This is a genomic window from Psychrobacter sp. TB20-MNA-CIBAN-0197 (genome assembly GCF_040309765.1).
Classification (GTDB): Bacteria; Pseudomonadota; Gammaproteobacteria; order Pseudomonadales; family Moraxellaceae; genus Psychrobacter; species Psychrobacter submarinus.
The window spans coordinates 26,552-52,335 of record NZ_JBEOPC010000024.1; the positions used below are offsets into that span (position 1 = coordinate 26,552).

At 43.4% G+C, this 25,784-nt stretch carries 22 protein-coding genes and 1 pseudogene; 14 read left to right on the forward strand and 9 right to left on the reverse strand.

Annotation, left to right across the window (positions count from 1 at the left end):
• Positions 1 to 109 precede the first annotated feature (109 nt).
• From AAEY83_RS08905 to AAEY83_RS08920, 4 genes and pseudogenes are all read left to right on the forward strand, one after another.
• A complete protein-coding gene (locus AAEY83_RS08905; protein ID WP_025646900.1) occupies positions 110 to 1,111 on the forward strand; it encodes a stealth family protein in 1,002 nt (333 codons plus the stop codon).
• 226 nt (positions 1,112 to 1,337) lie between these two features.
• On the forward strand, positions 1,338 to 2,339 hold the full coding sequence (locus AAEY83_RS08910; RefSeq protein WP_025646899.1) for a stealth family protein: 1,002 nt from the start codon (positions 1,338 to 1,340) through the stop codon (positions 2,337 to 2,339).
• Between the two features lie 42 nt (positions 2,340 to 2,381).
• A complete protein-coding gene (locus AAEY83_RS08915) occupies positions 2,382 to 3,548 on the forward strand; it encodes a nucleotide sugar dehydrogenase (RefSeq protein WP_025646898.1) in 1,167 nt (388 codons plus the stop codon).
• Positions 3,549 to 3,988: 440 nt separating this feature from the next.
• Positions 3,989 to 4,649: pseudogene (locus AAEY83_RS08920) on the forward strand (IS5 family transposase); the annotation flags it as partial.
• Between the two features lie 400 nt (positions 4,650 to 5,049).
• Here the strand turns inward: AAEY83_RS08920 and AAEY83_RS08925 are convergent.
• The 3 genes from AAEY83_RS08925 to glnE form a co-directional block, all read right to left on the reverse strand.
• Positions 5,050 to 5,886 (reverse strand): hypothetical protein, encoded by an 837-nt coding sequence (locus tag AAEY83_RS08925; RefSeq protein WP_025646897.1) that lies wholly within the window; start codon positions 5,884 to 5,886, stop codon positions 5,050 to 5,052.
• 106 nt (positions 5,887 to 5,992) lie between these two features.
• Positions 5,993 to 6,922: a branched-chain amino acid transaminase gene (locus AAEY83_RS08930; RefSeq protein ID WP_025646896.1), complete on the reverse strand. Its 930-nt coding sequence runs from the start codon at positions 6,920 to 6,922 to the stop codon at positions 5,993 to 5,995.
• Positions 6,923 to 7,120: 198 nt separating this feature from the next.
• Positions 7,121 to 9,979, reverse strand: a complete 2,859-nt coding sequence (gene glnE, locus AAEY83_RS08935; RefSeq protein ID WP_025646895.1) for a bifunctional [glutamate--ammonia ligase]-adenylyl-L-tyrosine phosphorylase/[glutamate--ammonia-ligase] adenylyltransferase — start codon at positions 9,977 to 9,979, stop codon at positions 7,121 to 7,123.
• A gap of 202 nt (positions 9,980 to 10,181) precedes the next feature.
• Here glnE and tusD point away from each other — a divergent pair, with 202 nt between their 5' ends.
• The 4 genes from tusD to AAEY83_RS08955 all read left to right on the forward strand — a co-directional run bounded on the left by tusD (position 10,182) and on the right by AAEY83_RS08955 (position 11,724).
• A complete protein-coding gene (gene tusD, locus AAEY83_RS08940; protein WP_025646894.1) occupies positions 10,182 to 10,583 on the forward strand; it encodes a sulfurtransferase complex subunit TusD in 402 nt (133 codons plus the stop codon).
• Between the two features lie 9 nt (positions 10,584 to 10,592).
• Positions 10,593 to 10,916, forward strand: a complete 324-nt coding sequence (locus AAEY83_RS08945) for a hypothetical protein (protein WP_025646893.1) — start codon at positions 10,593 to 10,595, stop codon at positions 10,914 to 10,916.
• Positions 10,917 to 11,053: 137 nt separating this feature from the next.
• Positions 11,054 to 11,383, forward strand: a complete 330-nt coding sequence (locus AAEY83_RS08950; protein WP_025646892.1) for a hypothetical protein — start codon at positions 11,054 to 11,056, stop codon at positions 11,381 to 11,383.
• Entirely contained in the window at positions 11,380 to 11,724 is a 345-nt protein-coding gene (locus tag AAEY83_RS08955; protein WP_084212659.1) for a TusE/DsrC/DsvC family sulfur relay protein, read from the forward strand. Before AAEY83_RS08950 ends, AAEY83_RS08955 begins: the two co-directional genes overlap by 4 nt.
• A gap of 65 nt (positions 11,725 to 11,789) precedes the next feature.
• Here AAEY83_RS08955 and AAEY83_RS08960 read toward each other — a convergent pair whose 3' ends face one another.
• Positions 11,790 to 12,338: a tRNA (cytidine(34)-2'-O)-methyltransferase gene (locus AAEY83_RS08960; RefSeq protein WP_025646890.1), complete on the reverse strand. Its 549-nt coding sequence runs from the start codon at positions 12,336 to 12,338 to the stop codon at positions 11,790 to 11,792.
• A gap of 395 nt (positions 12,339 to 12,733) precedes the next feature.
• Here AAEY83_RS08960 and AAEY83_RS08965 point away from each other — a divergent pair, with 395 nt between their 5' ends.
• Positions 12,734 to 12,874: an entericidin A/B family lipoprotein gene (locus AAEY83_RS08965; RefSeq protein WP_025646889.1), complete on the forward strand. Its 141-nt coding sequence runs from the start codon at positions 12,734 to 12,736 to the stop codon at positions 12,872 to 12,874.
• A gap of 91 nt (positions 12,875 to 12,965) precedes the next feature.
• Here the strand turns inward: AAEY83_RS08965 and hemW are convergent, their stop codons facing one another.
• A complete protein-coding gene (gene hemW / locus AAEY83_RS08970; RefSeq protein ID WP_025646888.1) occupies positions 12,966 to 14,291 on the reverse strand; it encodes a radical SAM family heme chaperone HemW in 1,326 nt (441 codons plus the stop codon).
• 315 nt (positions 14,292 to 14,606) lie between these two features.
• On the opposite strand from hemW, the gene AAEY83_RS08975 reads away from it, so the two are divergent.
• The 4 genes from AAEY83_RS08975 (at position 14,607) to accC (ending at position 19,193) form a co-directional block, all read left to right on the forward strand.
• Positions 14,607 to 15,080, forward strand: a complete 474-nt coding sequence (locus AAEY83_RS08975) for an EVE domain-containing protein (protein ID WP_025646887.1) — start codon at positions 14,607 to 14,609, stop codon at positions 15,078 to 15,080.
• A 606-nt stretch (positions 15,081 to 15,686) separates the two neighbouring features.
• Complete coding sequence (locus tag AAEY83_RS08980) at positions 15,687 to 17,057, forward strand: MATE family efflux transporter (RefSeq protein ID WP_025646886.1); 1,371 nt, start codon at positions 15,687 to 15,689, stop codon at positions 17,055 to 17,057.
• 308 nt (positions 17,058 to 17,365) lie between these two features.
• Positions 17,366 to 17,794 (forward strand): acetyl-CoA carboxylase biotin carboxyl carrier protein, encoded by a 429-nt coding sequence (accB, locus tag AAEY83_RS08985; protein ID WP_025646885.1) that lies wholly within the window; start codon positions 17,366 to 17,368, stop codon positions 17,792 to 17,794.
• Positions 17,795 to 17,840: 46 nt separating this feature from the next.
• Entirely contained in the window at positions 17,841 to 19,193 is a 1,353-nt protein-coding gene (gene accC / locus AAEY83_RS08990) for an acetyl-CoA carboxylase biotin carboxylase subunit (protein WP_025646884.1), read from the forward strand.
• 109 nt (positions 19,194 to 19,302) lie between these two features.
• Here accC and AAEY83_RS08995 read toward each other — a convergent pair whose 3' ends face one another.
• Together AAEY83_RS08995 and leuA are read right to left on the reverse strand one after the other, a co-directional pair.
• On the reverse strand, positions 19,303 to 19,920 hold the full coding sequence (locus AAEY83_RS08995) for a hypothetical protein (RefSeq protein WP_025646883.1): 618 nt from the start codon (positions 19,918 to 19,920) through the stop codon (positions 19,303 to 19,305).
• 387 nt (positions 19,921 to 20,307) lie between these two features.
• On the reverse strand, positions 20,308 to 22,056 hold the full coding sequence (leuA, locus tag AAEY83_RS09000) for a 2-isopropylmalate synthase (RefSeq protein ID WP_025646881.1): 1,749 nt from the start codon (positions 22,054 to 22,056) through the stop codon (positions 20,308 to 20,310).
• Positions 22,057 to 22,355: 299 nt separating this feature from the next.
• Here leuA and AAEY83_RS09005 point away from each other — a divergent pair, with 299 nt between their 5' ends.
• Positions 22,356 to 22,850, forward strand: a complete 495-nt coding sequence (locus AAEY83_RS09005) for an Lrp/AsnC family transcriptional regulator (RefSeq protein WP_413771579.1) — start codon at positions 22,356 to 22,358, stop codon at positions 22,848 to 22,850.
• Positions 22,851 to 22,871: 21 nt separating this feature from the next.
• On the opposite strand, the gene AAEY83_RS09010 is transcribed toward AAEY83_RS09005, so the two are convergent.
• Together AAEY83_RS09010 and AAEY83_RS09015 are read right to left on the reverse strand one after the other, a co-directional pair.
• A complete protein-coding gene (locus AAEY83_RS09010; protein ID WP_025646879.1) occupies positions 22,872 to 24,125 on the reverse strand; it encodes a YbfB/YjiJ family MFS transporter in 1,254 nt (417 codons plus the stop codon).
• Positions 24,126 to 24,338: 213 nt separating this feature from the next.
• Complete coding sequence (locus AAEY83_RS09015; protein ID WP_025646878.1) at positions 24,339 to 25,667, reverse strand: ABC1 kinase family protein; 1,329 nt, start codon at positions 25,665 to 25,667, stop codon at positions 24,339 to 24,341.
• Between the last annotated feature and the right edge of the window lie 117 nt (positions 25,668 to 25,784).

A 25,784-nucleotide genomic window follows, 5' to 3' on the forward strand; every position in this document is an offset into this window, starting at 1 on the left:
TATTCGAATAAGTATTAATTAGTACTTTAATACCTTGCTTTGAAGTAAACCTTTAAACATCGAACGATGCAAAGTTCGTTGTAAAATACAATCTAATCGGTTATGAGTTATGATAGATAATCAAAAACGAATGGACTTGGTAATCTTGTGGGTTGATGGTACAGATCTTACTTTACAATCAAAGCGTTTAAAGTATCAAAAAAACACTTTAAACATATCGGATGCTGTCAAAACGACTCGTTTTGCTAGTAGTAATGAAATCTACTATAACATCGCTTCAATTTTGAAATACGTGCCTTTTTATCGTTATATCTATATCGTCACCGATGACCAAACGCCTAGCCTAATTCATGAATTTGCCGATCAAAAACTCTGTAAGCCTGACACAATTCGTATCATAGATCACAAGACACTATTTAAAGGTTATGAGCACTATCTTCCTACTTTCAATAGCCTGAGTATTGAAGCGATGCTTTGGAACATACCTGATCTAACCGATTATTTTATTAGTTTAAATGATGATTTCTTTTTTAATCAAACAGTAAGTGTGGAAAATTTTTTAGTAGAAGAAGACGTCGTTAAATCAGTAATTAGAGGGAACTGGCGACGTAAAAATCTTTTAAAAACCAAGCTTAATTATCGCCTTTTTATGGAATCATTGGCTAAAACATTGGTTCAGCCAAAATACACTGTTGCACAAATGCTAGGTGCTGAGTTGGGACAACAGTCTCGTCAAAATCGTTTTTTTGAAGTCCACCATTATCCACATATATTAGACAAAAATAGCTTTACAAACTTTGTAGATGACCACCCTGACGAATTAAACGCTCAGCTTAGTTATAGATTTCGAAACATTAGACAATATGATCCTGTCTCTTTGGTCAACCATATTAAAATCGCAAATAACGAAGCTATATTAACTAACGAGCTGTCCTTAAACTATTTAAAAGATGAGCGTGGCATTGATTTGTTTTTAGCAAACTTAAATAATCCTAATATGAAATTTGGTTGTGTGCAGAGCTTAGATAATTTTCAAGTCATCAATAAAGATAAAGTAGTGGACGCATTTACTAAGAAGTTTAAGAATTTCTTACCTAATAGTTTGACTTGAAATGCGCTGAAATTCTAGTGCTTATTATTCAGTTTATTTACTTCCAATACAACTAAACTGTTCAAGAAAAGCTAATGAACCCTTTTAAACTCTAATAACCATTAAGATTGTAGAATTATTCTTTTATACGTCTAAAATCTATGTGATTAAAGCGATTGCTAGCATAGATAGTTGATGGTAACATTGCGTTAAATCTAGTTTTTGGCAAAAATAATGTGAGAAAGTAGTGAGTCTTTCAAAAAACCTTAATGAAAAGCAAGTAGATATTGTTATCACTTGGGTAGATGGCGATGACCCCTTACTAAAAGAAAAAAGAGATGGCTTTAAGACTAGTAAAATTCTAGCCTCAGACGCAGTAGATTCTACTCGCTTCGCTAGTGATAATGAAATTTATTACAATATTGCCTCTATTATCAAGCACGTTCCTTTTTGTCGTTATATCTATATTGTTACTAATGAGCAAATACCTAAATTTATAGATGAGTTTGTCAAACAGGGTATTTGTGCAGCTGACAAAATCAAGATTATCGATCATAAGGACATTTTTGTAGGTTATGAGCAGTTTTTACCTACCTTTAATTCTCTTTCTATCGAAACGATGATATGTAACATTCCTGAGTTGAACGATCATTTTATCTATATGAATGATGATTTCTTTTTTAACCAACCAGTGACTATCTCTGATTTTTTGAATGATGATAATATTGTTATTCATGGTCACTGGAATCCAAATTCGCCTGTTTATAGGAATATAAAATTACGTAAACTTCGTCGAAAGTTATTTGGCACACCAATTCAACCACGCTATGTTATGGCACAAATGCTTAGTGCTAATATGCTTGGTATGAAGCGCTTTTTTAATGTTCAGCACTACCCACACATTGTAGACAAAAAAATTTTAAAAAACTATTTAAATCATCATCCGCAGTTTTTAGAGGCTCAAATTAAGTATAAATTTAGAGATGTGGAACAAGTTAATCCAATCACACTTATGAACCACTTAAAGATTAGAAAAAATGAAGCTCATCTAGAGTCTGACGTAGCAATTAACTATATTCAATATGAAAATAACATTGATACTTTTATAGACGATCTAGACAATCGCGATATAAAATTCGGCTGTATTCAAAGCTTAGATCAATTTAGTATAGTCGCTTACCACAGGATAACTCATGCTATGATTGAAAAGTTTAAGCCCTTTTTGCCGCTATCGATAATCAATGACTGACATTCATTTTCGCCCCGTAACAGACGATACTTTGGATCACTTATGAAAATAGTAGTAGTAGGCACAGGTTATGTAGGACTATCAAATGCTATATTACTAGCTCAACATAATGAAATAATTTCTACTGATATTGATTCCGAAAGAGTTAACTTACTTAATGCTAATAAGTCTCCAATTGAAGATCAAGATATTGAAAATTTTTTAGCAAATAAGTCGCTTAACTTTACTGCAACTCTTGATGCAAACCACGCTTACAAAGATGCTAATTTTATTATTATCGCCACCCCCACTGACTATGATCCTCAGACCAACTATTTTAATACCTCAACAGTAGAGACGGTCATTGAAGCTGTACTAGCAGTCAATAAAGAGGCACTCATCGTGATTAAATCAACAGTACCCGTTGGTTATACTTTGAGCGTAAGAGCGCGCTATAACACCGATAATATTATATTCTCGCCCGAATTTTTGCGCGAGGGTCAAGCGCTGCATGATAATCTATATCCTTCTAGAATTATAGTCGGAGAGCAGTCTAAACGTGCAGAGCAGTTTGCACAATTACTCATCGAAGGCGCGCAAAAAAAGGATGTTCCCTTACTATTTACTAAGCCGACTGAGGCTGAGGCGATCAAGCTGTTTTCTAACACCTATCTAGCCATGCGCGTGGCCTACTTTAATGAGCTTGACACTTATGCACAGACTTTTGGATTATCTACTAGGCAAATCATCGAAGGGGTGGGCTTAGATCCACGTATCGGCACGCATTATAACAACCCATCATTTGGTTATGGCGGCTACTGTCTACCAAAAGATACCAAGCAGCTATTGGCCAATTATGATGAGGTGCCAAGTAATTTAATAAGAGCGATTGTAGATTCTAATCGAACACGCAAAGACTTTATCGCTGATAAGATAATCGAGAGAAAACCCAAAATCGTTGGCGTCTATCGATTGGTTATGAAGAGTGGTTCTGATAATTTTCGCGCCTCAGCCGTCCAAGGGATTATGAAACGTATCAAGGCCAAAGGCATAGAAGTCGTTGTATATGAACCCGTGCTAGAAGAAGAAGAGTTCTTTAACTCACGTATCATAAAAGATTTAGAAGAGTTTAAGTCCATAAGTGACGTCATAATTGCCAACAGACTATCTACTCATATAAATGATGTGGCCGACAAGGTTTTTACTCGAGATCTATTTGGGAGCGACTGATGAGAATTTTGGTAACTGGCGCTGCAGGTTTTATAGACTTTAATATTAGCAGTGTGAACATATCTCTTTATACTTTTACTAAAAAAAAACCACTTCTAAATTAACACTTAAATATAAATGGTGTTTTATAAATAGAAATCGTTTTGAAAAGAATCACCCTATTCCTATAAGAAAAATTTATACAAACGTTTTATATAGGTTTTCAACCAATCGCCTTACAAATATGGTAGACTTTATATCCCCTATAACTGCAACAAAAATATTACATTATAAGAAAACGGGTAAAGTATTAGATTTAAACAACCCTATACTTTTTAATAATAAATTACAATGGTTAAAGCTGTATGAAAACAATAATCTAGGTCATGTCTTCAATTGGATAAGCCATAAATAATAGTTACAATACCGCAGCTATTGAGTCGATGCGAGAAATACAAGTTATGGCAAGAAAAGCATTAACAGATACGCTTTGGGATCAATTGCAATCAACGATGACACAGCATGGCTGCTATCAAACTCAAAACAGTCGAGAGGTCATGGAAGCCATACTGTGGAAACTACGCACAGGCGCGCCTTGGCGTGACATACCTAAAGAATTGTGTTCGTGGAAAACAGCCTATAGTCGTTTCAACCGCTGGTCAAAGACTGGCTTATGGGAAAGTTTTTTTTAGCTTACGCAAAGAAATCGACACGGAATGGGTATTCACAGACGGAAGCTATATTCGCTGTCACCAGCATGCAAGTGGATCTCGGCGTGGTGAAGATCGAGCAATTGGACAAAGCCGTGGCGGCGCAACTACAAAGATACACCTATCCTGTGATGCCGATGGATATCCGCTCCATTTTAAAATCACTGGGGGTGACGTCCACGACAGTCAAGTTGCAGGTGAATTAATTGACATGATTGGACAGGCTGATTACTTTATCGCTGATAAAGGCTATGACTCAGAGTCTATCAGAGATAAAGCTCGAAGCCATAATATGATACTTGTCACTCCTAAAAGGAAGAATGCCAAACAGCCTAATCCAGAGTTTGATAGCTATTTGTACAAACTCCGTCATTTAGTAGAAAATATGTTTGCAAGGCTTAAACACTTTAAATTGCTATAGAGCTTCTTATAGAAATAGTAGGTCTGTCTAATAGCTCCTTCTAATCGATGTCTCAAACTACAGTTATTACCTTCTATACTGACAGCATGCTGTTTGTCAATTTTTTCCTATCTACTTTAAAGACAGTTATAAAATTATTCCAGTTGTTCATACTAATAGAGCAATAGCTAATTTCAGCTATTTTAAGTGGGAATGTAGCTTTTTAGCTGTATGCAAGTCACGTTTAAACCAAAACTAAGCAACTATCTCACCCGTAGCACGATTATGAGCATAACTATAGATGAGTTAAACTTCATACTTCTTGCGATATACGCAAGTCCAGATCTATTGCTGACATCCTTCCCGCTTAACATCTATTTTTATCAGCAAGTCAGTCATGTTTTACTTCTATCTACTCCCTCCAGTATTTTTCAATCCAGTCGACTGGCAAAATGAAATGACGCAAGTGACGTAGCGGTCTTTTTAGATTTTTGGGCTCAGTTAATCTTTTTAAGTGATCTTTGGCATTGTTAGCAGCATTTTTATTGTATCTACCTTCAATCGCATGTGTAGGATATAAGTCGCCAGGGAAAATAACAATTCGAGCACCTTTAGGAATCTTTGGCTCTTTGATGTAGTTAAGTGGGAACGGTTGACGACATTTGCGTCTAAAGTGCGCAACCCATGCCTTTGGAAACAGCTTGACACCGCCTGGCGCATTACGAGTCACAAAACGCTGCTCAAAACGATATTTGTCCGCGATGCCTTGCGGATCGGCTTTGAATTTTTCTTGTAGTGAGACAAGCGACCCTACCTGAAAGCGGAAGCAAGAAGTCTGGCCGAGGCGCTCTAGCGGGTTACTTGGGTTATAAGACAAAATAACATCGTCCGGCTCGCCATACTCAAAGAAAGGATCAAGGCTATCTACTATAATCACATCCAAATCTACAAATAATACTGTCCCTGTCAAATCACCTAATGTCTCACCCCACAAACGTGATTTTGGCCACTTGCCAAGTGTGTTGGTTGGCATGGTGACATCTAATGGTGGCAATTCTTGACATTCGATTTCTGGACGTACATCGGTGGTATCATCGGTAAAACAGACGAAACGAAACGGTGGCGTAATATTGCGAGATACCATGCCATACAGTTTATTGGCGTAATCAGCCCCGTACTTTGTACCCCATTTAATACAAATAATTTGTTTGATATTATTGTTATCTGCTGTACTAGAATCTATTGGCATGGACTGCTCACTTTAATCTTAAGAATAAATATGATGGCTATATTAGCATAAAAAAAAGACTGAACAATTATGTTCAGCCTTTTTGGTCTTTAAACTAACGACTTTATTAGTCAATAAAGCTTAACCAATCCATATAGTGCTCGTTACGACCATGAACCACATCAAAGTATAGGGTTTGGAGTTTCTCAGTCAATGGTCCGCGGCCGCCATTGCCGATGGTACGATCATCGTATTCGCGGATAGGTGTCACTTCAGCAGCGGTGCCTGTCATAAAGATCTCGTCTGCTAAGTAGAACTCATCACGAGTGATGCGGCGCTCGACGACTTTGATGTCTAGATCAGCTGCGAACTGGAAAATAGTACGACGAGTAATACCATCTAGTGCTCCGCCGCCCAGATCTGGTGTATGTAGCACCCCGTCTTTAACTAAAAACAAGTTCTCGCCAGCGCCTTGACAGACATACCCTTGTGGGTCCATTAGGATGGCTTCGTCATAACCGTTACGGGTAACTTCTTGGTTGGCCATGATAGAGACAGGATAATTGCTTGAGGCTTTGGCCTTACACATAGTGACATTTGGTAGATGATGCGTGAATGAAGAGGTTTTGACACGGATACCGTTTTTGATACCGTCTTCTCCGAGGTAGGCTCCCCAGTGCCAAGCTGCAACCATGGCATTAATGCTATTGTTACGTGAAGACAGGCCAAGCTTTTCTGCGCCGACCCAAATAAGCGGACGAATATAAGCTTCTGCTAAGTTATTTTGCTTGACCACATCTTTATGTGCTTGCTCTAGCGTGGTCGCATCAAAAGGCACATCCATTTGGAAGATTTTGGCAGAGCCTAATAGACGTTCGGTGTGTTCCTTTAGGCGAAAAATAGCGGTGCGGTTGTCAGCGGTTTGATAAGCGCGTACGCCTTCAAACACTGCCATGCCATAGTGCAAGCTATGGGTAAGCACATGAACGTTGGCATCTGGTTGTTCAATTATTGTGCCATTCATCCAAAGCTTACCGTCTTGTGTTGCCATATTCATTTTATAGTCCTTATGCTAGCGCTAACGTCTAACTTTTTTTGTAGAAGTAAGTGTTTTAAGTACAAATTGAGCTGATTATATCACCGGCAGCCTTGGCGAATAAAACTTTTTATTTTAGCAGCCGATAGCTTTTGTTTATGTGACATTATAGCCCCATACAGCCTTTGTAACGCTACTGCTTGTAGTCTGTACTTATGGTTATGAGTTATCTTCGTTTTCAGTGACTCCCATCAAGCGCTGCCACTGGTCTTGTACGAGCGCTCTTGTTTCAAGCCATAACGATTCATCCACTAGCAAAGACTGTTCAGCAAGCGCTAATTGATGAGTGGAGGCGCGGATGCGTAAATAGGCGTCTGTCAAGTCCTGACAGACGGAGTGCTCCCAAATGCCAAGCTTCGCCATCTCCTCAAAGATACGCACATTGTCGCTCCATTTAGTCAAGCTTGGGTAGTCATGCGCATAGGCCAGCACAGCAAACTGAGCTAAAAACTCAATATCAACAATGCCGCCTGCGTCCTGCTTTAGATCAAATTTACCGGCTTTCTTTTTTTGACGACTCGTCCCAAGATGACGCTGCATTTTTAGGCGCATTCGCGTCACCTCCAAGCGCACTTCATCAAGGGTACGCGGCAGCGATAACACTTCGCGGCGTATCTCAACAAACCGCGCGGTCACGCGCTTATCCCCGCAGATAGCACGCGCACGCACTAGCGCTTGATGCTCCCATGCCCAAGCTTTGTCGCGCTGATAGGTTTCAAACGCATGGCAAGAAACGATCATCATGCCCGCATTGCCCGAAGGACGCAAGCGCATATCAATCTCATAAGCACGCCCATCACGGGTTTGGGTATTGAGATAGGTCATAAGCTTTTGCGCAAGCCTTGCGGCAAATTTCATGCCGCTGACTGACTTCTCGCCGGTCGTCATGCCTTGCTCTTTTATCTTATGCAAGAACACCAAGTCCAAATCAGAAGAATAAGACAATTCAAGCCCGCCAAGCTTACCATAGCCAATAATAGCAAAACCGCAATCGGCCTCCGTTACCGGATCGCCATTTTGAGCGATTGGATAACCATAGCGCTTAACCAGCTCAGCAAAAGCGCGCTCAAGTGCCGCTTCTAATACCACCTCTGCAATATAAGTCAGCGAGTCTGAGACTTTCATAATCGGTCTTTCGGCCAACACGTCGCTTGCCGCTACTGCTAATACTTGATTCTTTTTAAATAAGCGCAGGACACTAAGTAACTCCTCTTCATCACTTGGCTCAACGCGAAGCAAACGCTGACGCAAGATATCTCGTAGCTCAAGCTTGTCTGGCAGGTGACGATAGCGCTGCTGCAAAAAAGTATCTAGTAGCACCGGATAGCGCGCCAACTCACCGGCTATCCAAGGACTAGCTGATAGCATTGGTATCAGCTCAACAGTCGCATTGGGGTTCTCTGCAATCATAACCAAGTAAATAGAGCGCCGACAAATCGCCTCTAGCAAGGTAATCAGTCGCGGTAAGGCGCTATTCGCCAACTGCTGCTGTTCATGATGGGCAAGCAAAGCGTGAATAATCACCGGATAAGCGTCGTCTAACCTCTCACGCGCCTCATCGCTTAGATTCGCTATCATTTTAGAATCCCAAAACGCTTGCAACTGTGCGCGGTTTTCTTCGCTGAGTATCGTATCTAACTGGGTGAGTTGTTCGTCAAGATCGGTTGGCGGCGGCAGGCTGTCATCTTGCGTAGGCATTTGCCGTTCGGTCACCATCCGCTCAAAAGGGAGATTGACCGTTTCTCGATGGGCGTTTAGCGTCGTGAGTAACGCTGACCAATCTGCAAACCCTAGGGTAATAGCTAGGTTGTGTTGCCACTGCTCATCATGAGGCAAGCGCTGTGTTTGCTGATCATTAATGGCCTGCAGACCATGCTCAAGGCGCCGCAAAAAGCGGTAGGCGGCTTGCAACTGCTTATAGGTGTCCGGCTCTAAATACTCAAGCTCGCACAGAGCCTGCATTGCCTGTAAACAAGACTTGACTTGTAACTGCGGATGGCGACCACCGTAAATCAACTGAAACGCCTGTACGATAAACTCAATATCTCGAATACCGCCAGCACCGAGTTTGATGTTATCTAAATCCTCACGCTGCGCCACTTGATTTTGAATCAAGGACTTCATTTCACGCAGCGCTGAGAAGGCACTATAATCTACGTAATAGCGAAACACAAAAGGCTTAATCAGCGCTTGTAGCTGATTATAAAATTCTGGTGATACTTCTCCGATTACCCGCGCTTTGAGCCAAGCAAAACGCTCCCAAGCGCGGCCATGATTGGCAAAGTATTTTTGCAGTGCAGACAAATGAATCGCCAGATCACTACCATCACCCCAAGGGCGCAGGCGCATATCTACCCGAAAGACAAAACCATCAGCAGTATTATTATCCAGCAGTTTGATAATCCCTTGTCCTAAGCGCGTCATAAAGCGCTTGTTATCGATGCTGCGCGTGCCCTTAGACTTATCACCATCAGTCATGCCGCGGGCTTGATGCACAAAGATAAGGTCGATATCACTAGACAAATTAAGCTCATGAGCGCCTAACTTCCCCATAGCCATAATAGCCATGTCATCCGTTTTTAGCTCGCCTTGCTCATTAATAAAGGTAGGCTTGCCATATTTAACAATCAATTGCTCATAGGTGTAGTCTTTAGCAAATAAGATACAGCCATCAGCAAACTCAGAGAGCTCATCGGTGAGCTGTTCAAGTGAGATAATACTCAGCGCATCTTGCCAGATCCAGCGCATCATCAGCAGCATACGTAGATGGCGCAGACCGCTCATGACTTTGGGCTCATCAGCGGTTTGATAGTTCTCATCTAAGGTATAATCTTGAATAAGATCATCGATTTGTTGACGCGTTAAGGTTTGCTCTAGAGGATAGCTACGTAGAAAGGTTTGGCAGGATATCGTCCTACTCTCCCACACCTGATAAGCAAACTCACTCGCGGTTTGCAAGACTTGCAGCTGCTCAGCAGTGGGTTGATAACTTGCCACGCTCGGTGTAGTGGAGGACATCTCTGTTGACACAGATAGCATATAACTCGTTTCCTAGTAACATAGGTAGTAGTGAATTTTCAGCTTTATGTTAGCATAAACAAACTGACTTTAAAGACTCTCATCACTAAGCCTATCTTGAAAAAGAGATAAAATACTAGCGTCTATTGAACTAAAAGTCGACCATACCTTATACTTTGCAAAACTTTGTGATACTACATTTATGACTACCAAGACTACCCTACTGATTACTAAAGACCCTAGCCATCCGCTAGCTCATGTAGCGCTGCGTTACGCCAAAGCTTTACTTAACGAGACCGATGAAAATAAAAAGCCGGCCTTGCAGTTGTTTTTTTATGCAGATAGCGCTCATCTAGCCAATCGTTTGCGCTGGCAATCTGCCGATCAGCTTGATTTGACTCAACAGTGGCAAGCGCTCGCCCGTAAGCATGGGTTAGCTTTGCCGGTTTGTGTTAGTACGGCGCTGAGTCGCGGCGTCAGTGATAGTGAAAACAGTGCCCGTCATCAGCTAAACGGTGATAATTTAGCTGACGGCTTTACGCTAGTTGGACTTAGCGAGCTGGCTATGATGCTACAAGATGACAATCGCCTAATAGCGTTTTAAGGACTAATGATGAAGTTATTAATTCAACTGCGTACAGCGACTGAGATGGCAAGCTATGAAGGCTGCGCTTTGGCATTAACCTTGGCAACTTTTGGCCATGAGGTACAGCTGTATTTGGATGCGCCAGTGTTTGGCTTATTGATGCAGCCCAGAGCACGCTTGCATGGCATGATCCAGTCGCTTGAATTATACGATATGCCGCCGGCTTGGTTGCCAGAAGATGTATTTAGTGGTTGGCTGACAGGTGTACTGCCTGATGACTTAGCCGGTCAGTTAACCTTAGTGCCTGAGGTGATTAATATTGACGACTTTCAGCAGGTTTTAAGCTTTTAAAATATTCAAAACATTTTCTCTTTTTGAGTAAATTCTAGACACTTCAAGCTTAAATCAGAGACTTCAAGCTTAAAGACCTTATTGATGACATACCTATTAAGCTAACTGCTAACGCCCTATTTTTGGACTCTTTTATTATGGCGACTTTATACCAATTACATAGCACGATGGACAACCTTAGACGCAGTACCGATCAGCTCGCCCTCACTTGGCGCCATGGTGACAGCCTGATGTTATTAGGTAGCACTGCCGCCTTTATCGATTGGCTTACCGCTTATCTAAAAGAAAATGAGATAACAGGCATTGCTAATATTTACGCCTTGAGCGCAGACCTCTCGCAGCTTGATGAGGCTACTACTACAAAGCTCAAGCTGAACAATAAGGTCGACGCCGTATTGAGCGATACAGAGTGGGTCAAACTTACCCAAGACAGCACATTTGATAACGTGGTGACTATTGCCTTATGACTCAGACTGACAGCACCTCCTCAATCACCACTATGTCGCTAGACCAAGACGGTCATCTTTGCGATCACACCCTTTGGACGCCAGAGGTCGCCCAGCAGCTCGCCGATACTTTAGACGTCAGCCTAAACGCTGAGCACTTGCAAATCTTGCAACAAGTACGCGCGTTTTTTAATAAATTTAATCACGCGCCGGCCACTCGCCCTTTAATCAAATGGCTACAAAAGACCTTGCCTGAACATAATATTAGTAATCAAAAGTTGCAACAGATTTTTAATACCGGCCTAGTCGCTCGTCATGTTAATCGGCTAGCAGGTTTACCCAAGCCGCCGAATTGTCTGTAATAGCGGTTATAACAGCTGACTTATTCTGTCTTAATATACTGGGCGCTTAATGAGTTTAACGACTGCTATTCTTTAGGGTCATAAACATTTAGAGTCTCATAGCCTGTACTGCGGCCAGTGTCTCCAAAAAACCCCTGCTGTCGCCATACCTCATACAGACATATCGCCACACTGTTGGCTAGATTTAAGCTGCGCGAGTCCGGCAGCATCGGTAGTCGCAGCCAATTATCTGCACCTATATCTTCTCGTATATCATCCGCTAGCCCTGAGGTCTCAGAGCCAAAAACCAGGGCAACATTAGGTGTCTTTGCGCTATTATCTCCTTGACCAAAATCATACTCATAAAGTGGATGACTTAGCTTCGTGGTCAATGCAGTGATAATATGGCACTCTGCCGTCGTTAACGCTTTTTTGGTAGCTGCCCAATCTGCGTGTACTTGTAGATGAGCATACTCATGATAATCAAGTCCTGCGCGGCGAAGTTTCTTATCTTCAAGCTCAAACCCTAGAGGTTTGACTAGGTGCAACTGTGCGCCGCTATTGGCACATAACCGAATGATATTACCGGTATTGCTCGGCATCTTTGGGGCGACAAGCACAATGTGAATGGTCATAAGCGTTCCATAGGAAAGTAATTAAATATTTTAGACTCTAATTTAAGTCATACATGAAAAGCCATGCAAAGTCAGACACGATAATTGTTTATAACTAGTGGCGATGTAACCCTATTTAACGTCATCGTAATTACAAGTTACAGATTATGGCTAATACTTACACTTTGATACTTTGCATGCATTTCAACTTTTATTATGATGGCTCTATCGGATGACAAGGCGATAGATAGAACTTCTTAAAGAGATCCGCTTTTAGAAGAAGTTGTTTTTTTATGAGGTTTATTCACTGTTTTGTCCAATCTTGATAGGTGATTATAAAGCACCGTGTTTATAGCATTTAAGTGTTTAAAACCATTTATATTATCCAAAAACCAAATTATCTTGAGGAAATTACTATGAAAAAATTAGTTATCGCATCTTTGACAGCTATGTTTGTACTAACTGGTTGCAACACTTTTAAAGGTCTTGGCCAAGACGTTAAAAGCGCAGGCAACGCTGTAACTGACAGCGCACAAGACGTTCAAAACAAAATCTAAGCTCAATAAGTAGATTTTGCATTAAAAAGGCTTATCATTTAGTTGATAAGTCTTTTTTTATGTCTACAGCTTTGATCATAGCTATCAGACGCTATAAAAACGCGCGCAATATTTGATTAAGATAGCGCCGACCTAATGCAGTCGTTTGCAGTTTTTCAGTCGACTCAGTTAACAAGCCTTTAGCTACTAACCTCTCTACCGAATCAGCGATGTCCTTATAACTCATTCCTGTACGCGCCTCAAATAACTGCCATGTTACCCCATCATGTAGTCTGAGCGCATTGAGCATAAACTCGCTCACCAATTCATCGCTAGCAATAGCGCTCCAACCGACCATCTTCGGTGCCGGCATCGTTGCAATGTTGTTCTGTCTATTTGAATTTTCGTTATTTGCATGATTGTCATTTGGCTGGTTTTTATAATTCAGATAATCCTTAGGTAAGCGTGATTTGCTGTAGCGATAGATGGGAGCCATGTCGTTCTCCGGCTCTAGTGAAGTATTATCTATTGACGATACCAAAGTACTTATCTTCTTTTTGGTATCATTCTCGGCTGTAAGCAGATCAATACTGACCTTACCATGTGCCCCTGCCCCAATCGCAAGATAGTCGCCAAACTGCCAATAGTTGAGATTATGACGGCAAGGCGTATCTAGCCTGCCGGCCCAAGCAGACACTTCATAGTTGCTATAGCCTAGACTATGTAATAACGCGCCTCCCGCCTCTTCAATATCAGCTAAATTATCCTCATCCGGTAAAACAGGCTGATTGCGATAAAACACTGTATTAGGCTCAATGGTGAGCTGATACCAAGAGATATGAGTAGCGCCCGTGTCATGAGCCAACTGGATATCATGGAGCGCTTCAACTAAGCTTTGCTGCGGCAGTCCATGCATCAGATCGACATTGACTCGTCTGAATCCCGCTTCGCGCGCCGCCTTAATAGCCGTAACGGCTTGCTGCGGATCATGAATACGGCCAAGCGTTGTGAGCTTATCGGCACTGAAGCTTTGTACGCCGATAGAGAGGCGGTTAATACCGACTTGTAGATACTCAGTAAAAGGCGCGTGCTCAAGTGTTCCTGGGTTGGCCTCCATGGTGATTTCGATATCATCGGCAAAATCAAAGTAATGACGTAACCCTTCAAAAAGACGCTGATACTGAGGAATAGGCAATAGTGATGGCGTACCACCACCGATAAAAATGGAGCTCAGCTTGCGCCCTTGCGCTAATGGCTGCTGCAATAGTGCATCGGCGAGCAGTGCATCGACATAGTCCTCGTAGGTCTCAGACATTGATAGCGGACTATCTGTTGGCAGCTCATGCGAATTAAAATCGCAATAAGGGCATTTTTTGACGCACCAAGGGATATGAATGTAGAGCGCAAGCGGAATAGCCTTGACTGCGATATTCGTCATTTTGGCACTACTAGCCTCTTTTGAGCTATTCGTCTTTTGGGCGTTATCGGCCGTATGTAATCTCTGTAATTTATCAGTCAAAAAGATATCCGTTTTAAATGCTGGCCTGGTTAGGCTTAAGAGTATAAATGCAGAGTATAAATACAAGTATAAAGGTCGCTAGGATAACCACTCTAATGGTTAAAGAAAAGGGGGTTGATAACAAAACCCTCAATAAATATGCCTACTAATAGCTCAGTATGTTAGGCACAGTTAAGCTCTATATTTATTAAACTCATATCGAACTTGAAAACTCAATAAAAATTAGGATGATGTATGGCTTATTGGCTTATGAAATCGAACCCCAAATATTTCGGTATTGCTGACTTACAGCGTTTAGGCACAGAATGCTGGGACGGAGTACGCAACTACCGCGCCCGCAACTTTATGCGTGATGACATGCGCGTCGGCGATCAAGTGATTTTTTATCATTCAAGCGCTAAGCCCTCTGGTGCCGCGGGTATTATGAGCGTGGTCAGAGCCGGTTATCCAGATCCAAGTCAGTTTCATCCAGAGCATCGCCATTACGACCCGCTAGCGACCGAAGAGCAGCCGCGTTGGTATATGGTTGATCTAAGATTTGAGCAAGCGTTTACAGAGATACTTCCGCTATCAGAGCTGAAGTTCATTCCGGCACTTGATGACTCCTTATTACTCAAAAAAGGCTGCGAGCAATTGACGGTCATACCCCTTGAGCCTAAGCATTGGCAGGCGATTATGAATACGGCTGAGAGTTTAGATATCTTATAACAATTGGCAGTTTGCCCCTATTATACTAAGCGCTTCGACTAACTATGCTTTTGTGATAAAGCCTTTGACGATAATAATAGGTCACTTGGCGATTAAGCTTTAAGTTTTAGATTTGCCTGAAAGCTTATCATTTATGTCTGTTAGCGCTATAATGTAGGTACATTAGGGCGTGTTGAACATTCACAAATGCGCACTGCTGATCGCTACTAGTTAATCAAAGCTGTGTTCTAGTCGTCGTTAAAATTGCAGGTAATGCTTATTGCATTGGTTAGCTGATTTTATTTAAACAGTCACAACGACTAGGGCGATTTTAGCATCAGCCCTCACGACAACAACAGGGACAGGACTCTTTTTTGACGCTTTATTGATAAAAACTGACGTATAGAATGACTATACTTACATTTTTTATCTGCAAATCGCCTAAAAAATAGTCTCTGTCAGTGCCATGGTCGAATGTTCAACACGCCCTAATATAAGTCCAGTAATTATCAGTACTTGCTCGCGTTGAGATGATACTTTGACTTCAGCGCCAGTTTATCCTTTTTTTTGACCCATCAATTCATCGTTTGGATTGATGGGTTATTTTATTCCAATCAGTTGCGAACTATGCCATCTCTAATATCCTTTAAAGACTTCAAAAGCTATAGCCTACGTTTAGGCGTACTAGCACTCCCTATTTTGATCACTCAGTTTTGCCAAGCGTCGCTAGGAGTAATCGATGCCATCATGGCAGGCCAAGTGTCTGCGCTTGACTTGGCAGCCGTAGCAGTAGGCTCTGGCATTTGGCTGCCTCTGTTCTTACTCGCTACTGGCATCTTGATTGCCACAACCCCACTCATAGGTGAAGCGGTCGGTCAAAATAAGCATAGCGACGTACCAAACATCACGCAGCAGTCTTTATGGACAGCGGCAGCAATTGGTATTATTGGGTTTATTATCGTTAATTTAGCGCCCAATATTCTGCCGATAATGGGCGTTCCTGAGAATATTCAGCCGATAGCGTCGCAATATCTATTTGGCGTCTCTTTTGGCTTTCCGGCGCTCGCTGTCTATGCCGTACTTCGTAGCTATTGCGAAGCCTTAGGACGGCCTGAACCGGTGACTATTATTAGTATCATCGGCCTGCTTGCTGATATTCCGCTTAACTACATCTTCATCCATGGTCTCTATGGTATGCCGCAGATGGGCGGTGCAGGCTGCGGGGTCGCGACGGCTATGGTCCTTTGGATCAATGTGTTGTTGCTTGCAGTGTATACCGCATTTACTAAGCGAGCACAATTCGCTAATACTCGCTTTTTTTATGCCTTTAGTGCGCCTAGCCGTGCTCAGATCGCAAAACTTTTGAAGCTGGGTATACCCATTGGGGTTTCTATATTTTTTGAGGCCAGTTTGTTCAGCTTAGGGGCGCTAGTTATTAGTCCGCTTGGCGAGTTGGCAACCGCCTCGCATCAGGTCGCTTTGGCCGTTACCTCTCAGTTATTTATGATTCCTATTTCAGTCGCTATGGCGCTGACTATCATGATCTCTAACCGCTTTGGCGAGAAGAACTTGCTGGCCCTGCGCCATGTACAGGTGACGGGTCTCATTTGGACAGTACTGATTGCATTGACGTCTATGCTTGGCGTTTGGCTATTCCGGCCTCAGTTGGCCGCGGCCTTCACTGACAATCCAGCCGTGCGCGCTCAAGCCATGCATTTATTAATATTTGCCTTAGCTTATCAGCTATTCGATGGCTGGCAGGTCAACGTCGCGGGTATCCTGCGCGGTATGCAAGATACGACTGTGCCGATGTGGGTGACGCTGTTTTGCTATTGGATAGTAGCGTTACCGCTTGGTATTTATTTAGTGCGCTATACTGATACTGGCGCGCAAGGGTTTTGGATGGCGTTGATTACGGGTTTATTTTTGGCTTCTATCTTATTGACGATTCGTTTGCGCTATCAGCAAAGACGCTTAACTATAGCTTGGTCGCCATAAGCGTGATGAGTTATCTGTTTTTTGATGAGTGGCGACTTTTATGGCTGATATTGAGGTATAACACTTAGGCTATATTGCTATCGCTACTCATTACGTCAATAATATGTAAAAATTTTCAGTTAACAACTGTACATTGATTGCTCATTGCGGCGAAGATAGGTATCATGAGTCATTCTTATTAAATACTTTGTTACACTGTCATTCGATAAGTTTGGATCAACTGAACATTATACTTGTTGACTGTCAGCCCCATAAATACAAAATTTCAAACCCGATTCTTTGAACTTAAGCATAAGGCCTTGATAACAATGGATATTGAAAAAATACGCACGCTAATCGCCCTCATGGAAGAAAATGAGCTCGTCAACTTAGAGGTCAGTTCTGATGATGAACATATCAGCTTAACTCGTCACTATGATGCGCCAGCACCAACCATGATGGCTGCGCCAGCCGCTAGCGTAGCCCCTGCAGCTGCTAGTGAAAAACCTGCAGCCAAAGCCGGTAGCGTTGAGACCTCTCCTATGGTTGGGGTGTTCTATGCTGCTCCTAGCCCCAACGATCCACCGTTTGTCAAAGTGGGTCAGCAGGTTCAAGCCGGTGATACTTTAGGTATTATCGAAGCTATGAAAATTATGAACCCTTTAGAAGCCACTCAAAGCGGCGTTATCGCTGAGATTTTGGTCGATAATTCTGAAGTCGTGCAGTTCGGTCAACCCGTTATCCGCTACAAAGCTTAAAACGGCACTAACCCTACTCTAGAACGTCTTCGACAAGGATGACCTCATGATAAAAAAACTGCTCATCGCCAATAGAGGCGAGATTGCCCTACGTATCGTCCGTGCCTGTAAAGCTCTAGGTATCGAGACCGTTGGTGTCTACTCGACCGCTGATGCTAACTTAATGCATTTACGCTTTGTAGATGAGGCCATATGTATCGGCAAACCGAACGCCAATCAGAGCTATCTTGATATCAATACAATATTGACAGCAGCAGAGATCTCAGGCGCTGATGCTATCCATCCAGGCTATGGATTTTTGGCCGAGAGTGCTGAGTTTGCTGAGCGAATAGAAGAAGCAGGTCTTACTTTTGTGGGCCCTAACGCCGATCATATTCGCTTAATGGGCAATAAAGTCTCTGCGATTAATGCGATGAAAAAAGCCGGTGTGCCAACCGTGCCAGGCTCTGTTGGCGCTGTCACGATGCACAATGCCGAAGAGCAAGCGCGCAATATTGGCTTTCCGTTATTGATTAAGGCGGCTGCTGGCGGCGGTGGCCGCGGCATGCGCGTCGTTGAACGCTTCGACGAGTTGGTCGGTCAAGTCCAAGCTGCAAGGCAAGAGGCTGAGCTGTGGTTCGGTGATGACACGGTCTATATGGAGCGCTATTTACAAAACCCGCGTCACGTAGAGGTACAAGTACTGGGCGATGGTAACGGTAATGCTATTCATCTCTATGATCGCGACTGCTCGCTACAGCGCCGTCATCAAAAAGTACTAGAAGAAGCGCCAGCTCCTGATATTCCAGATGATGTCCGTGCGCCTATCCTCCAAGCCTGCGTAAAAGCTTGTGAGCTTGTAAAATACCGCGGCGCCGGTACGTTTGAGTTTTTATTTGAGAATAATGAGTTTTTCTTCATTGAGATGAACACGCGGGTACAAGTTGAGCATCCGGTGACCGAGATGATTACTGGTATCGACGTGGTGGTCGAACAGCTTAAGATTGCAGCAGGCTATGGTCTCTCCTATCGTCAAAGCGAGATTGAGATTCAAGGGAATGCGATTGAGTGCCGCATCAATGCTGAAGATGCTAGAACCTTTGCGCCCTCACCTGGCACCATAACGCAGCTGTACAGCCCTAGCGGCGCTGGCGTGCGCTTTGATTCGCACCTATATCCCGGTTACGAGATTCCAAGCTATTATGACTCCTTAATCGGTAAACTCATCTGCCATGGTCAAACCCGTCAACAAGCCATAGCAAAAACCTTGCACGCGCTAGATGAGCTGATCATCGAGGGGATCAAAACTAACATTCCACTGCATCGTGACGTTATTTTGGCAGATGACAACTTTGTGGAAGAAGCACAAAACATTCACTATCTAGAAAATGAGCTATTACAGTCAGCTGAGAAGTCTTAACCTTCTTTGCAACCTTATAGCTATTGAAAAAAAGCCGCTATTTTTATCAATAGCGGCTTTTTTTGGTAATGACTAACCCTAAGGTTTATTAGCGACTGTCATTAACCTCTTAGGGCAATATTTTTTTAAAGTTCATAAAGCACTCTTGACCCTCAGGATCTGCGCACCACTGCATCTGATTGCCATCATGATTTAAAAAAGCGATAAACGCTTCATTGCTTTGATCCACTTGGTTACCTGAGCAGTCTACTTCATTATTATCATAAATCGTCTTTAGCGCAATGATAGGAAGTCCTGTGTCCATATGCGTGACGATATAACGGCCGTACGTCCATTCATCACCACTCACCGCCCACATCTCATTATCTTCCCCAAAATGATATATCTCACGGCACTGCTTGGCGTTAGCCGCCGATAGATTCATAGCCAGATCAGCGCCTTGTTTATCGACTGTAGGATTAGGCGTTACGATACGCCGCTCATCTTGCGCTACAATGCCGCCAAGCCTACTATCAGACGTTATATTAGCCTTTTCGCTTTGTTGTGCATTGGACATAGTGCGCTCAAAAGTCGCGTCATTACTGCTATCAAGCTCGATCTCCCATTGACCTGCTATAGCTGGACTAATATGAGTGGTAATCACCGCCTGGCTAACTTGCTGACCAGGAGCCGGAAATGTGGACAAGATACCTGCTAGAGTAAATGAAGCAAATGAGAGGGGTTCCATAATTAGCCTTTACTTATTTATTTTCATTGGCGTTTTAATTAAATTGACGTCGTAATGAGCCCCGTTGTTAAACGGTGATTAGCCCTATGGTTAAAACGGTAATGAGTGTTTTAACCTTCAGCGTAAATCTTTAGCGTTAAAAAGACAAGTAACTTTATGCGTCTCACCTTTTTCTAGCCCATCAAACGACATCTCATGACGCATAGATATCGATATGCCCAGTAACCAGATGATTAGTGCTCGACTAGTACTCGAATAGCGAGTATTTAAACACTCAAGTGCATCAAGTCCTTTAACATAAAAAGCGCCACCGCTTACTGGGTGACGCAATAAGTAGTGACGCTGTGAGCTAAGCGCTTTGCAGCTCAGTCTATTCTAGCTTACAACCTATGCTGCGCTCGTTACTGACGCTTGAGCAAAAGCAGACAAAGCGCCTTTTAGCATGGCAGAGACGGTGCTGCTACAAGTGCCAATTCCTGAATAGACCTCACCATCAACATTGAGCTGGATATAAGCGGCCGCATTGGCATTGGTTTTATTATCGTTGCCATCATCAACATGCTGGGTACTAATGGCATGCTCAGCATAGTTGATAATGTGTAATGACTTGCCGGTATGATGAGCTAAGCCATCAATGAAAGAGGACAGCGGCCCGTTACCATTGCCTTTGATAGTTACAGTTTCGCCATTCATCTGTACTTGACCATCGAAGAAGACCTCACCGCCTGTGTTGCTAACATTATAGTCGAGTAGATCAAAACCCCCTTGCTGCAGATAAGTGCTCTCAAAGGTCTGCAAGATCTCATCATTTTGCAATTCACGAGCCTTCTGTTCTGCTTGGTTTTGTACGACTTTACTAAAATCAATTTGCATCCAGCGCGGTAAGTTAAAGCCATAATCGCGCTGTAAAATGTATGCCACGCCGCCCTTACCAGACTGGCTATTGATACGCACCACATCTTGATAGCTACGGCCAATGTGAGCAGGATCTATCGGTAGATAAGCCACATCCCAGAAGTTTTCGGTCTCATCAGCATGGTTTTCGTTATAATCGAGCGACTTCTTAATCGCGTCCTGATGCGAGCCACTAAAGGCAGTAAAGACAAGCTCGCCCACATACGGATGCCGCGGATGTACTGGCAAGTTCGTACTTTCGGTCGCCACCTGCACAATCTCACTCATGTTACTAAAATCAAGCTCAGGATCTATCCCTTGGCTAAACAAATTCATCGCCATGACCATGACGTCCATATTACCGGTGCGCTCACCATTGCCAAGTAATGTGCCTTCGATACGATCGGCGCCCGCTAGTACGCCAAGCTCAGCTGCGGCTACCGCGCAGCCTCTATCATTATGCGTATGTAGGCTGACAATCACATGCTCGCGCTGGGCCAAATTGCGGCAGAAGTACTCTACCTGATCGGCAAATACATTAGGCATAGACGCCTCAACGGTCGCCGGCAAGTTAAAGATAACCTCCTGCCCGTTTTGTGGCTGCCATACTTCGCAAACCGCGTCACAGACTTCTACTGCAAACTCAGTCTCGGTTTGACTGAAACTCTCAGGTGAGTACTGAAACACCCATTCTGTCTCCGGATACTTAGCAGCATAGTCCACTAGTAACTGCGCGCCTGCGACGGCAATCTCTTTGATCTCAGCTCGCGATTTGCCATAGACTTTTTCGCGCTGAATACGGCTAGTGGAGTTATAAACGTGAACGATAGCGCGCTTAGCACCTTTTAACGACTCAAAGGTACGTGCAATTAAGTGCTCTCGCGCTTGTACCAATACTTGTAGCGTGACGTCTTCTGGTACGTGATTTTCTTCAATCAACTGACGAGCAAAATCAAACTCAACTTGCGCAGCAGAAGGAAAGCCGATCTCTATATCTTTAAAACCAACCTCGACTAAGGTCTTAAAAAAACGCATTTTTTGTTCAATCGTCATCGGATCAATCAAGGCTTGGTTACCATCACGCAGATCGACACTGGCCCACATTGGCGCTTTTTCAATCGTTTTACTTGGCCAAGTACGATCCGATAATAGCGGCGCAAAGGCAAAGGGACGATACTTGCGAAAGTCAAAAGCGGCATGCTTAGGTGTAATCTTAGCGGTGCGAGTGGTGGTTGCAGACATAACAGTTCCTTAACGGTATAAAAGGTGTCCCTAAAATGAATAGAGTTCGATCGATAGATAAATCATCTGGATAAAGTGTTGACTCAATGAAGAGCAGTTACCCTTATCCTTAATGTTTAGTTGCTTTAACCTTAGCTTTATCATAAAACAAAACCAAAAGTGATGCCATTATAATAACAAGGTTTGCGAAGTGAAATACGGCTTAATTTGATAAATTAATTGTCTATATTAGTGATTAACCTTAATCATTTAATTATAATTGGCTAAAACCTCTAATTTTAAGGTAAATAATGTCTAATATGAATAATAATCCTATGACGCAAAATCATCCACTCAGCTTTCCTCTCGATGAGATTGATAGACATCTATTGCAGTTATTACAGACGGACGCGCGTATCAGCATCACTGAACTGGCTGAGCGTGTCAACCTTTCGGCTACCCCGTGTGCTCGCCGAGTCAAACGCCTAGAAGATAACGGCATCATTACCGGCTACCATACTCAAACTGATGCATACAAATTAGGCTATCCACTGGCGGTGTTTATTGCGATTAGCATGGATCGCCATACCGCTGAGCGCTTTGAGCAATTCGAGCGTAAAATACGAAGCTTTGAGGAGGTGATGAGCTGCAGCATTGTCACCGGCCGTACTGAGGACTACTTGATTAAAGTACGCGTACGGGACATGGCGCATTATGAAGAGTTTTTATTACATAGGCTGAATCGCATCGAAGGCGTGGCGCAAGTTCATACTAGCTTTGAGCTGCGAGAGGTCTTTTGTCGCAGTATTGTATAACTTGCACGCTCCGGCTTTGGCTTACGAGCCTTGGCGTACTTGCTTCATCTGCCGACTAAAGCTTAAGATCAATACCAGTCCAAGCAGCAATCCGGCTCCCGCTACTAGTAATCCAGCATCGAAGTTGTCTTTTGCACCAGCCAAAGCGACAGTCACTAACGGCCCTAAGAACTGCCCTACTGCATACGCCAAAGTTGCTAATCCTATTAACAAATTAGAGTAAGCGGGGTTTATATTTTTTATAATATTTAAGGTCATGGAGACGATACCGACAAAGGTCGCACCCAAAATAGCCGCATTGATATATAAGCCAAACGCACCGGCAAACCATAGCGGCACGAACATCCCTAAAGCCTGCAAGAGCGTCAAACCGATCAAGGTTTTGGTCTCGCCGATACGCTTAGCTAGCGCGCCCCATAGCGGGTTAGAGAGCATAGCAAACACCCCAACCACTAACCAAATCAGTAGTCCGGCATGAGTCTGCGTCGGTAGCTGTTTTACCGCCATTACCGGCAGAAAAGTCGCTGAGGTGATATAACCAAACCCTGCCAACACATAGCTCAATGACAATAGCAGAACCGCTTTGGCTTGACCCACCATCGCCTCGTAGAGCGAACGCTTAAAATTGATATACGTCTGTTTTATAGAGGGCTTTTTGTTTAGCGCGTTACCTTGCGAAACACCATCCGGGCGAATAGCGTAGAGCAAAACCAGCAAAGGTAAGCTTGTCAGTCCGGCCACTAGCCAAATACTATAAAAATGCAGATCAAGGTTAAGTAGCCACCAAGTCAGAATGGCTGAGGCGCTAATACCAACACCGATACCGGCATAATGCACCGTCGATAGTAAGGAGCGTTTATGAGTACTAAAGCTTTGGATAATAAAAGAGGAGCCTAGTATCATGCCGATGCCGCTGGCAATTCCTGCGAATAAACGGATGACATACCAAAGGCTTAAAGGCAAGTTTGGCAAAAACAAAAGTAAAGTGGTGATGATACTCAATAAAGTACCGAGTATTAAGGCGCGCCACGTTAAGCGATGGGGCACAAACATCGCTATCAATGAACCAATAAAATAGCCCATATAATTCACCGATGCCAACCATCCAGCGATCGTTGTGCTCAGTGAAAGCTCGCTCATGATATCAGGCAAGGTTGCGGTAAATAAAAAACGCCCATAACCCATGACCACGGCTAGGCAATAAAGCCCTATCCACGCGATAACGGTTTCGTTGGTAATCGAAGGAATCAGGCGGCGCGTTGAGGCCTTTAACATAGCCGGACCAACATTGTACCCAAACACTTGAAACAAACCCGCGTCATAGCAATCCTCGTTGCCATGACCGCTGCGCTCGTTTATTGCAGTTTTTGCTCATAACCCATCGTCCTTGGTGTCCATACCCTGCTATATTTATATCATTTCAGAGGTCTAAATATAATAGATTCCATATAAAAATGTTGTGGCGCTTTAACTCGTCGCTATCTGCCTTTATTCGCTTATGCTATCAGGTCGACCTAACATAGCAACTCTATGATCGCTAAACATATCCATATCTGGAGCTAAAGTGCGCATAAAGCGATCAAAATATAATAGCTGCTTGGTCAACAATGCAAAATCACGCGGAAAGTGAATACCGTGGCGCTTACCGACTTCGACGATCTCTAGCATCATCTTATTGAGCTCATCCGCTTGCTCTTTGGTATTAAAAGGGACACCGCTGGTAAAGGCAATATCTTCTGCCATAATCGTCTGCATCATGCGCTGTAAGTCCGCTGCTAACGAAGAGACATCAACATGATTCTCGCCTTTGGTCATCTCCATATCGATCATATACTGCGCCATCGCCCGATAGTCATTATCCTGCAGCGCTTGCATCATACCCATGCAAGCGCGCCAGCTCTGCGCTTTTAATTTACCGACGATACCAAAGTCTAAAAAGCCAATACGACCATCAGTCAGTAGCATCAGATTGCCCGCGTGCAAATCAGCATGGAAGCTGTTGCAGAGCATTAAGCTTGCAAACCAAGTATTCAAAGTATCTGCCATCACTTGCGCCGGGTCATTACAATACTGGCGCATCGCGCGCTCATCAATCATAGAGACGCCGTGTAATCGGCTCATCGTTAATACGCGCTTGGTAGTCAGCTCATCATAGACGGTTGGCGCAACCACCCGAGTATTACCTGAAACGCTCAAAAACTGCTGAAAATCACGAATGTTTTTGGCTTCCGCGATAAAGTCCGTTTCGGCGAGCATGCGCAAGCGGATCTCATCAATAATAGGCGCGATGCTAGCAAACTTCATCGAGGGCATCAGCAGCTCAAGCAGCTTAGTGACGCCGTGTAGCACGCCCAAATCGGTCTGCATGATCGTCTCAACTCCAGGCTTTTGTACCTTGAGCACCACTTCATCACCGTTATGGAGGCGGGCGACATGCACTTGCGCAATGGAGGCGGAGGCTAATGGCTGCTCTTCAATATCGGCAAAACGCTCCTCTAGTGTTAAGCCATCAACCGCTAGCTCTTCGCGTAATACTTGTGCAATATAACTATAAGGCAACGGCGTGGTCTGATCCAAAAACCCTTGGAAAGCCTCGACGTATTCACGCGGAAACAAGGATGGCGTACTAGCGATAAACTGTCCAATTTTGATATAAGTGGTGCCCAATTGCTCGAAGGTTTCTTTGAGTAGATACGCATCAGGTTTTTCACCTTTCGCCACACGCAGCGCCGATAATCCAGCGACACTTGCGGTCTGACGGATACGGTTGGCGACGTTCAGACTGTGCTTCAATAAATGCGGGCGATATAATTTCATAACGGCTAACTGTCTTAATAAATGATTAAAGAAGGAGTAGATAATAGGGCGTGTTGAACATTCACAAATGCGCACTGCTGATAGCTAAAATAGTTCTAGTCTAAGTGAAAATTGCAG

Bases quoted from the DNA above. Each gene is read 5' to 3' on its own strand.
- AAEY83_RS08905 (WP_025646900.1), top strand. From the start codon at position 110: ATGATAGATAATCAAAAACGAATGGACTTGGTAATCTTGTGGGTTGAT.
- AAEY83_RS08915 (WP_025646898.1), top strand. From the start codon at position 2,382: ATGAAAATAGTAGTAGTAGGCACAGGTTATGTAGGACTATCAAATGCT.
- AAEY83_RS08925 (WP_025646897.1), bottom strand. From the start codon at position 5,886: ATGCCAATAGATTCTAGTACAGCAGATAACAATAATATCAAACAAATT.
- AAEY83_RS08930 (WP_025646896.1), bottom strand. From the start codon at position 6,922: ATGAATATGGCAACACAAGACGGTAAGCTTTGGATGAATGGCACAATA.
- glnE (WP_025646895.1), bottom strand. From the start codon at position 9,979: ATGTCCTCCACTACACCGAGCGTGGCAAGTTATCAACCCACTGCTGAG.
- tusD (WP_025646894.1), top strand. From the start codon at position 10,182: ATGACTACCAAGACTACCCTACTGATTACTAAAGACCCTAGCCATCCG.
- AAEY83_RS08945 (WP_025646893.1), top strand. From the start codon at position 10,593: ATGAAGTTATTAATTCAACTGCGTACAGCGACTGAGATGGCAAGCTAT.
- AAEY83_RS08950 (WP_025646892.1), top strand. From the start codon at position 11,054: ATGGCGACTTTATACCAATTACATAGCACGATGGACAACCTTAGACGC.
- AAEY83_RS08955 (WP_084212659.1), top strand. From the start codon at position 11,380: ATGACTCAGACTGACAGCACCTCCTCAATCACCACTATGTCGCTAGAC.
- AAEY83_RS08960 (WP_025646890.1), bottom strand. From the start codon at position 12,338: ATGACCATTCACATTGTGCTTGTCGCCCCAAAGATGCCGAGCAATACC.
- AAEY83_RS08965 (WP_025646889.1), top strand. From the start codon at position 12,734: ATGAAAAAATTAGTTATCGCATCTTTGACAGCTATGTTTGTACTAACT.
- hemW (WP_025646888.1), bottom strand. From the start codon at position 14,291: ATGACGAATATCGCAGTCAAGGCTATTCCGCTTGCGCTCTACATTCAT.
- AAEY83_RS08975 (WP_025646887.1), top strand. From the start codon at position 14,607: ATGGCTTATTGGCTTATGAAATCGAACCCCAAATATTTCGGTATTGCT.
- AAEY83_RS08980 (WP_025646886.1), top strand. From the start codon at position 15,687: ATGCCATCTCTAATATCCTTTAAAGACTTCAAAAGCTATAGCCTACGT.
- accB (WP_025646885.1), top strand. From the start codon at position 17,366: ATGGATATTGAAAAAATACGCACGCTAATCGCCCTCATGGAAGAAAAT.
- accC (WP_025646884.1), top strand. From the start codon at position 17,841: ATGATAAAAAAACTGCTCATCGCCAATAGAGGCGAGATTGCCCTACGT.
- AAEY83_RS08995 (WP_025646883.1), bottom strand. From the start codon at position 19,920: ATGGAACCCCTCTCATTTGCTTCATTTACTCTAGCAGGTATCTTGTCC.
- leuA (WP_025646881.1), bottom strand. From the start codon at position 22,056: ATGTCTGCAACCACCACTCGCACCGCTAAGATTACACCTAAGCATGCC.
- AAEY83_RS09005 (WP_413771579.1), top strand. From the start codon at position 22,356: ATGAATAATAATCCTATGACGCAAAATCATCCACTCAGCTTTCCTCTC.
- AAEY83_RS09010 (WP_025646879.1), bottom strand. From the start codon at position 24,125: ATGTTAAAGGCCTCAACGCGCCGCCTGATTCCTTCGATTACCAACGAA.
- AAEY83_RS09015 (WP_025646878.1), bottom strand. From the start codon at position 25,667: ATGAAATTATATCGCCCGCATTTATTGAAGCACAGTCTGAACGTCGCC.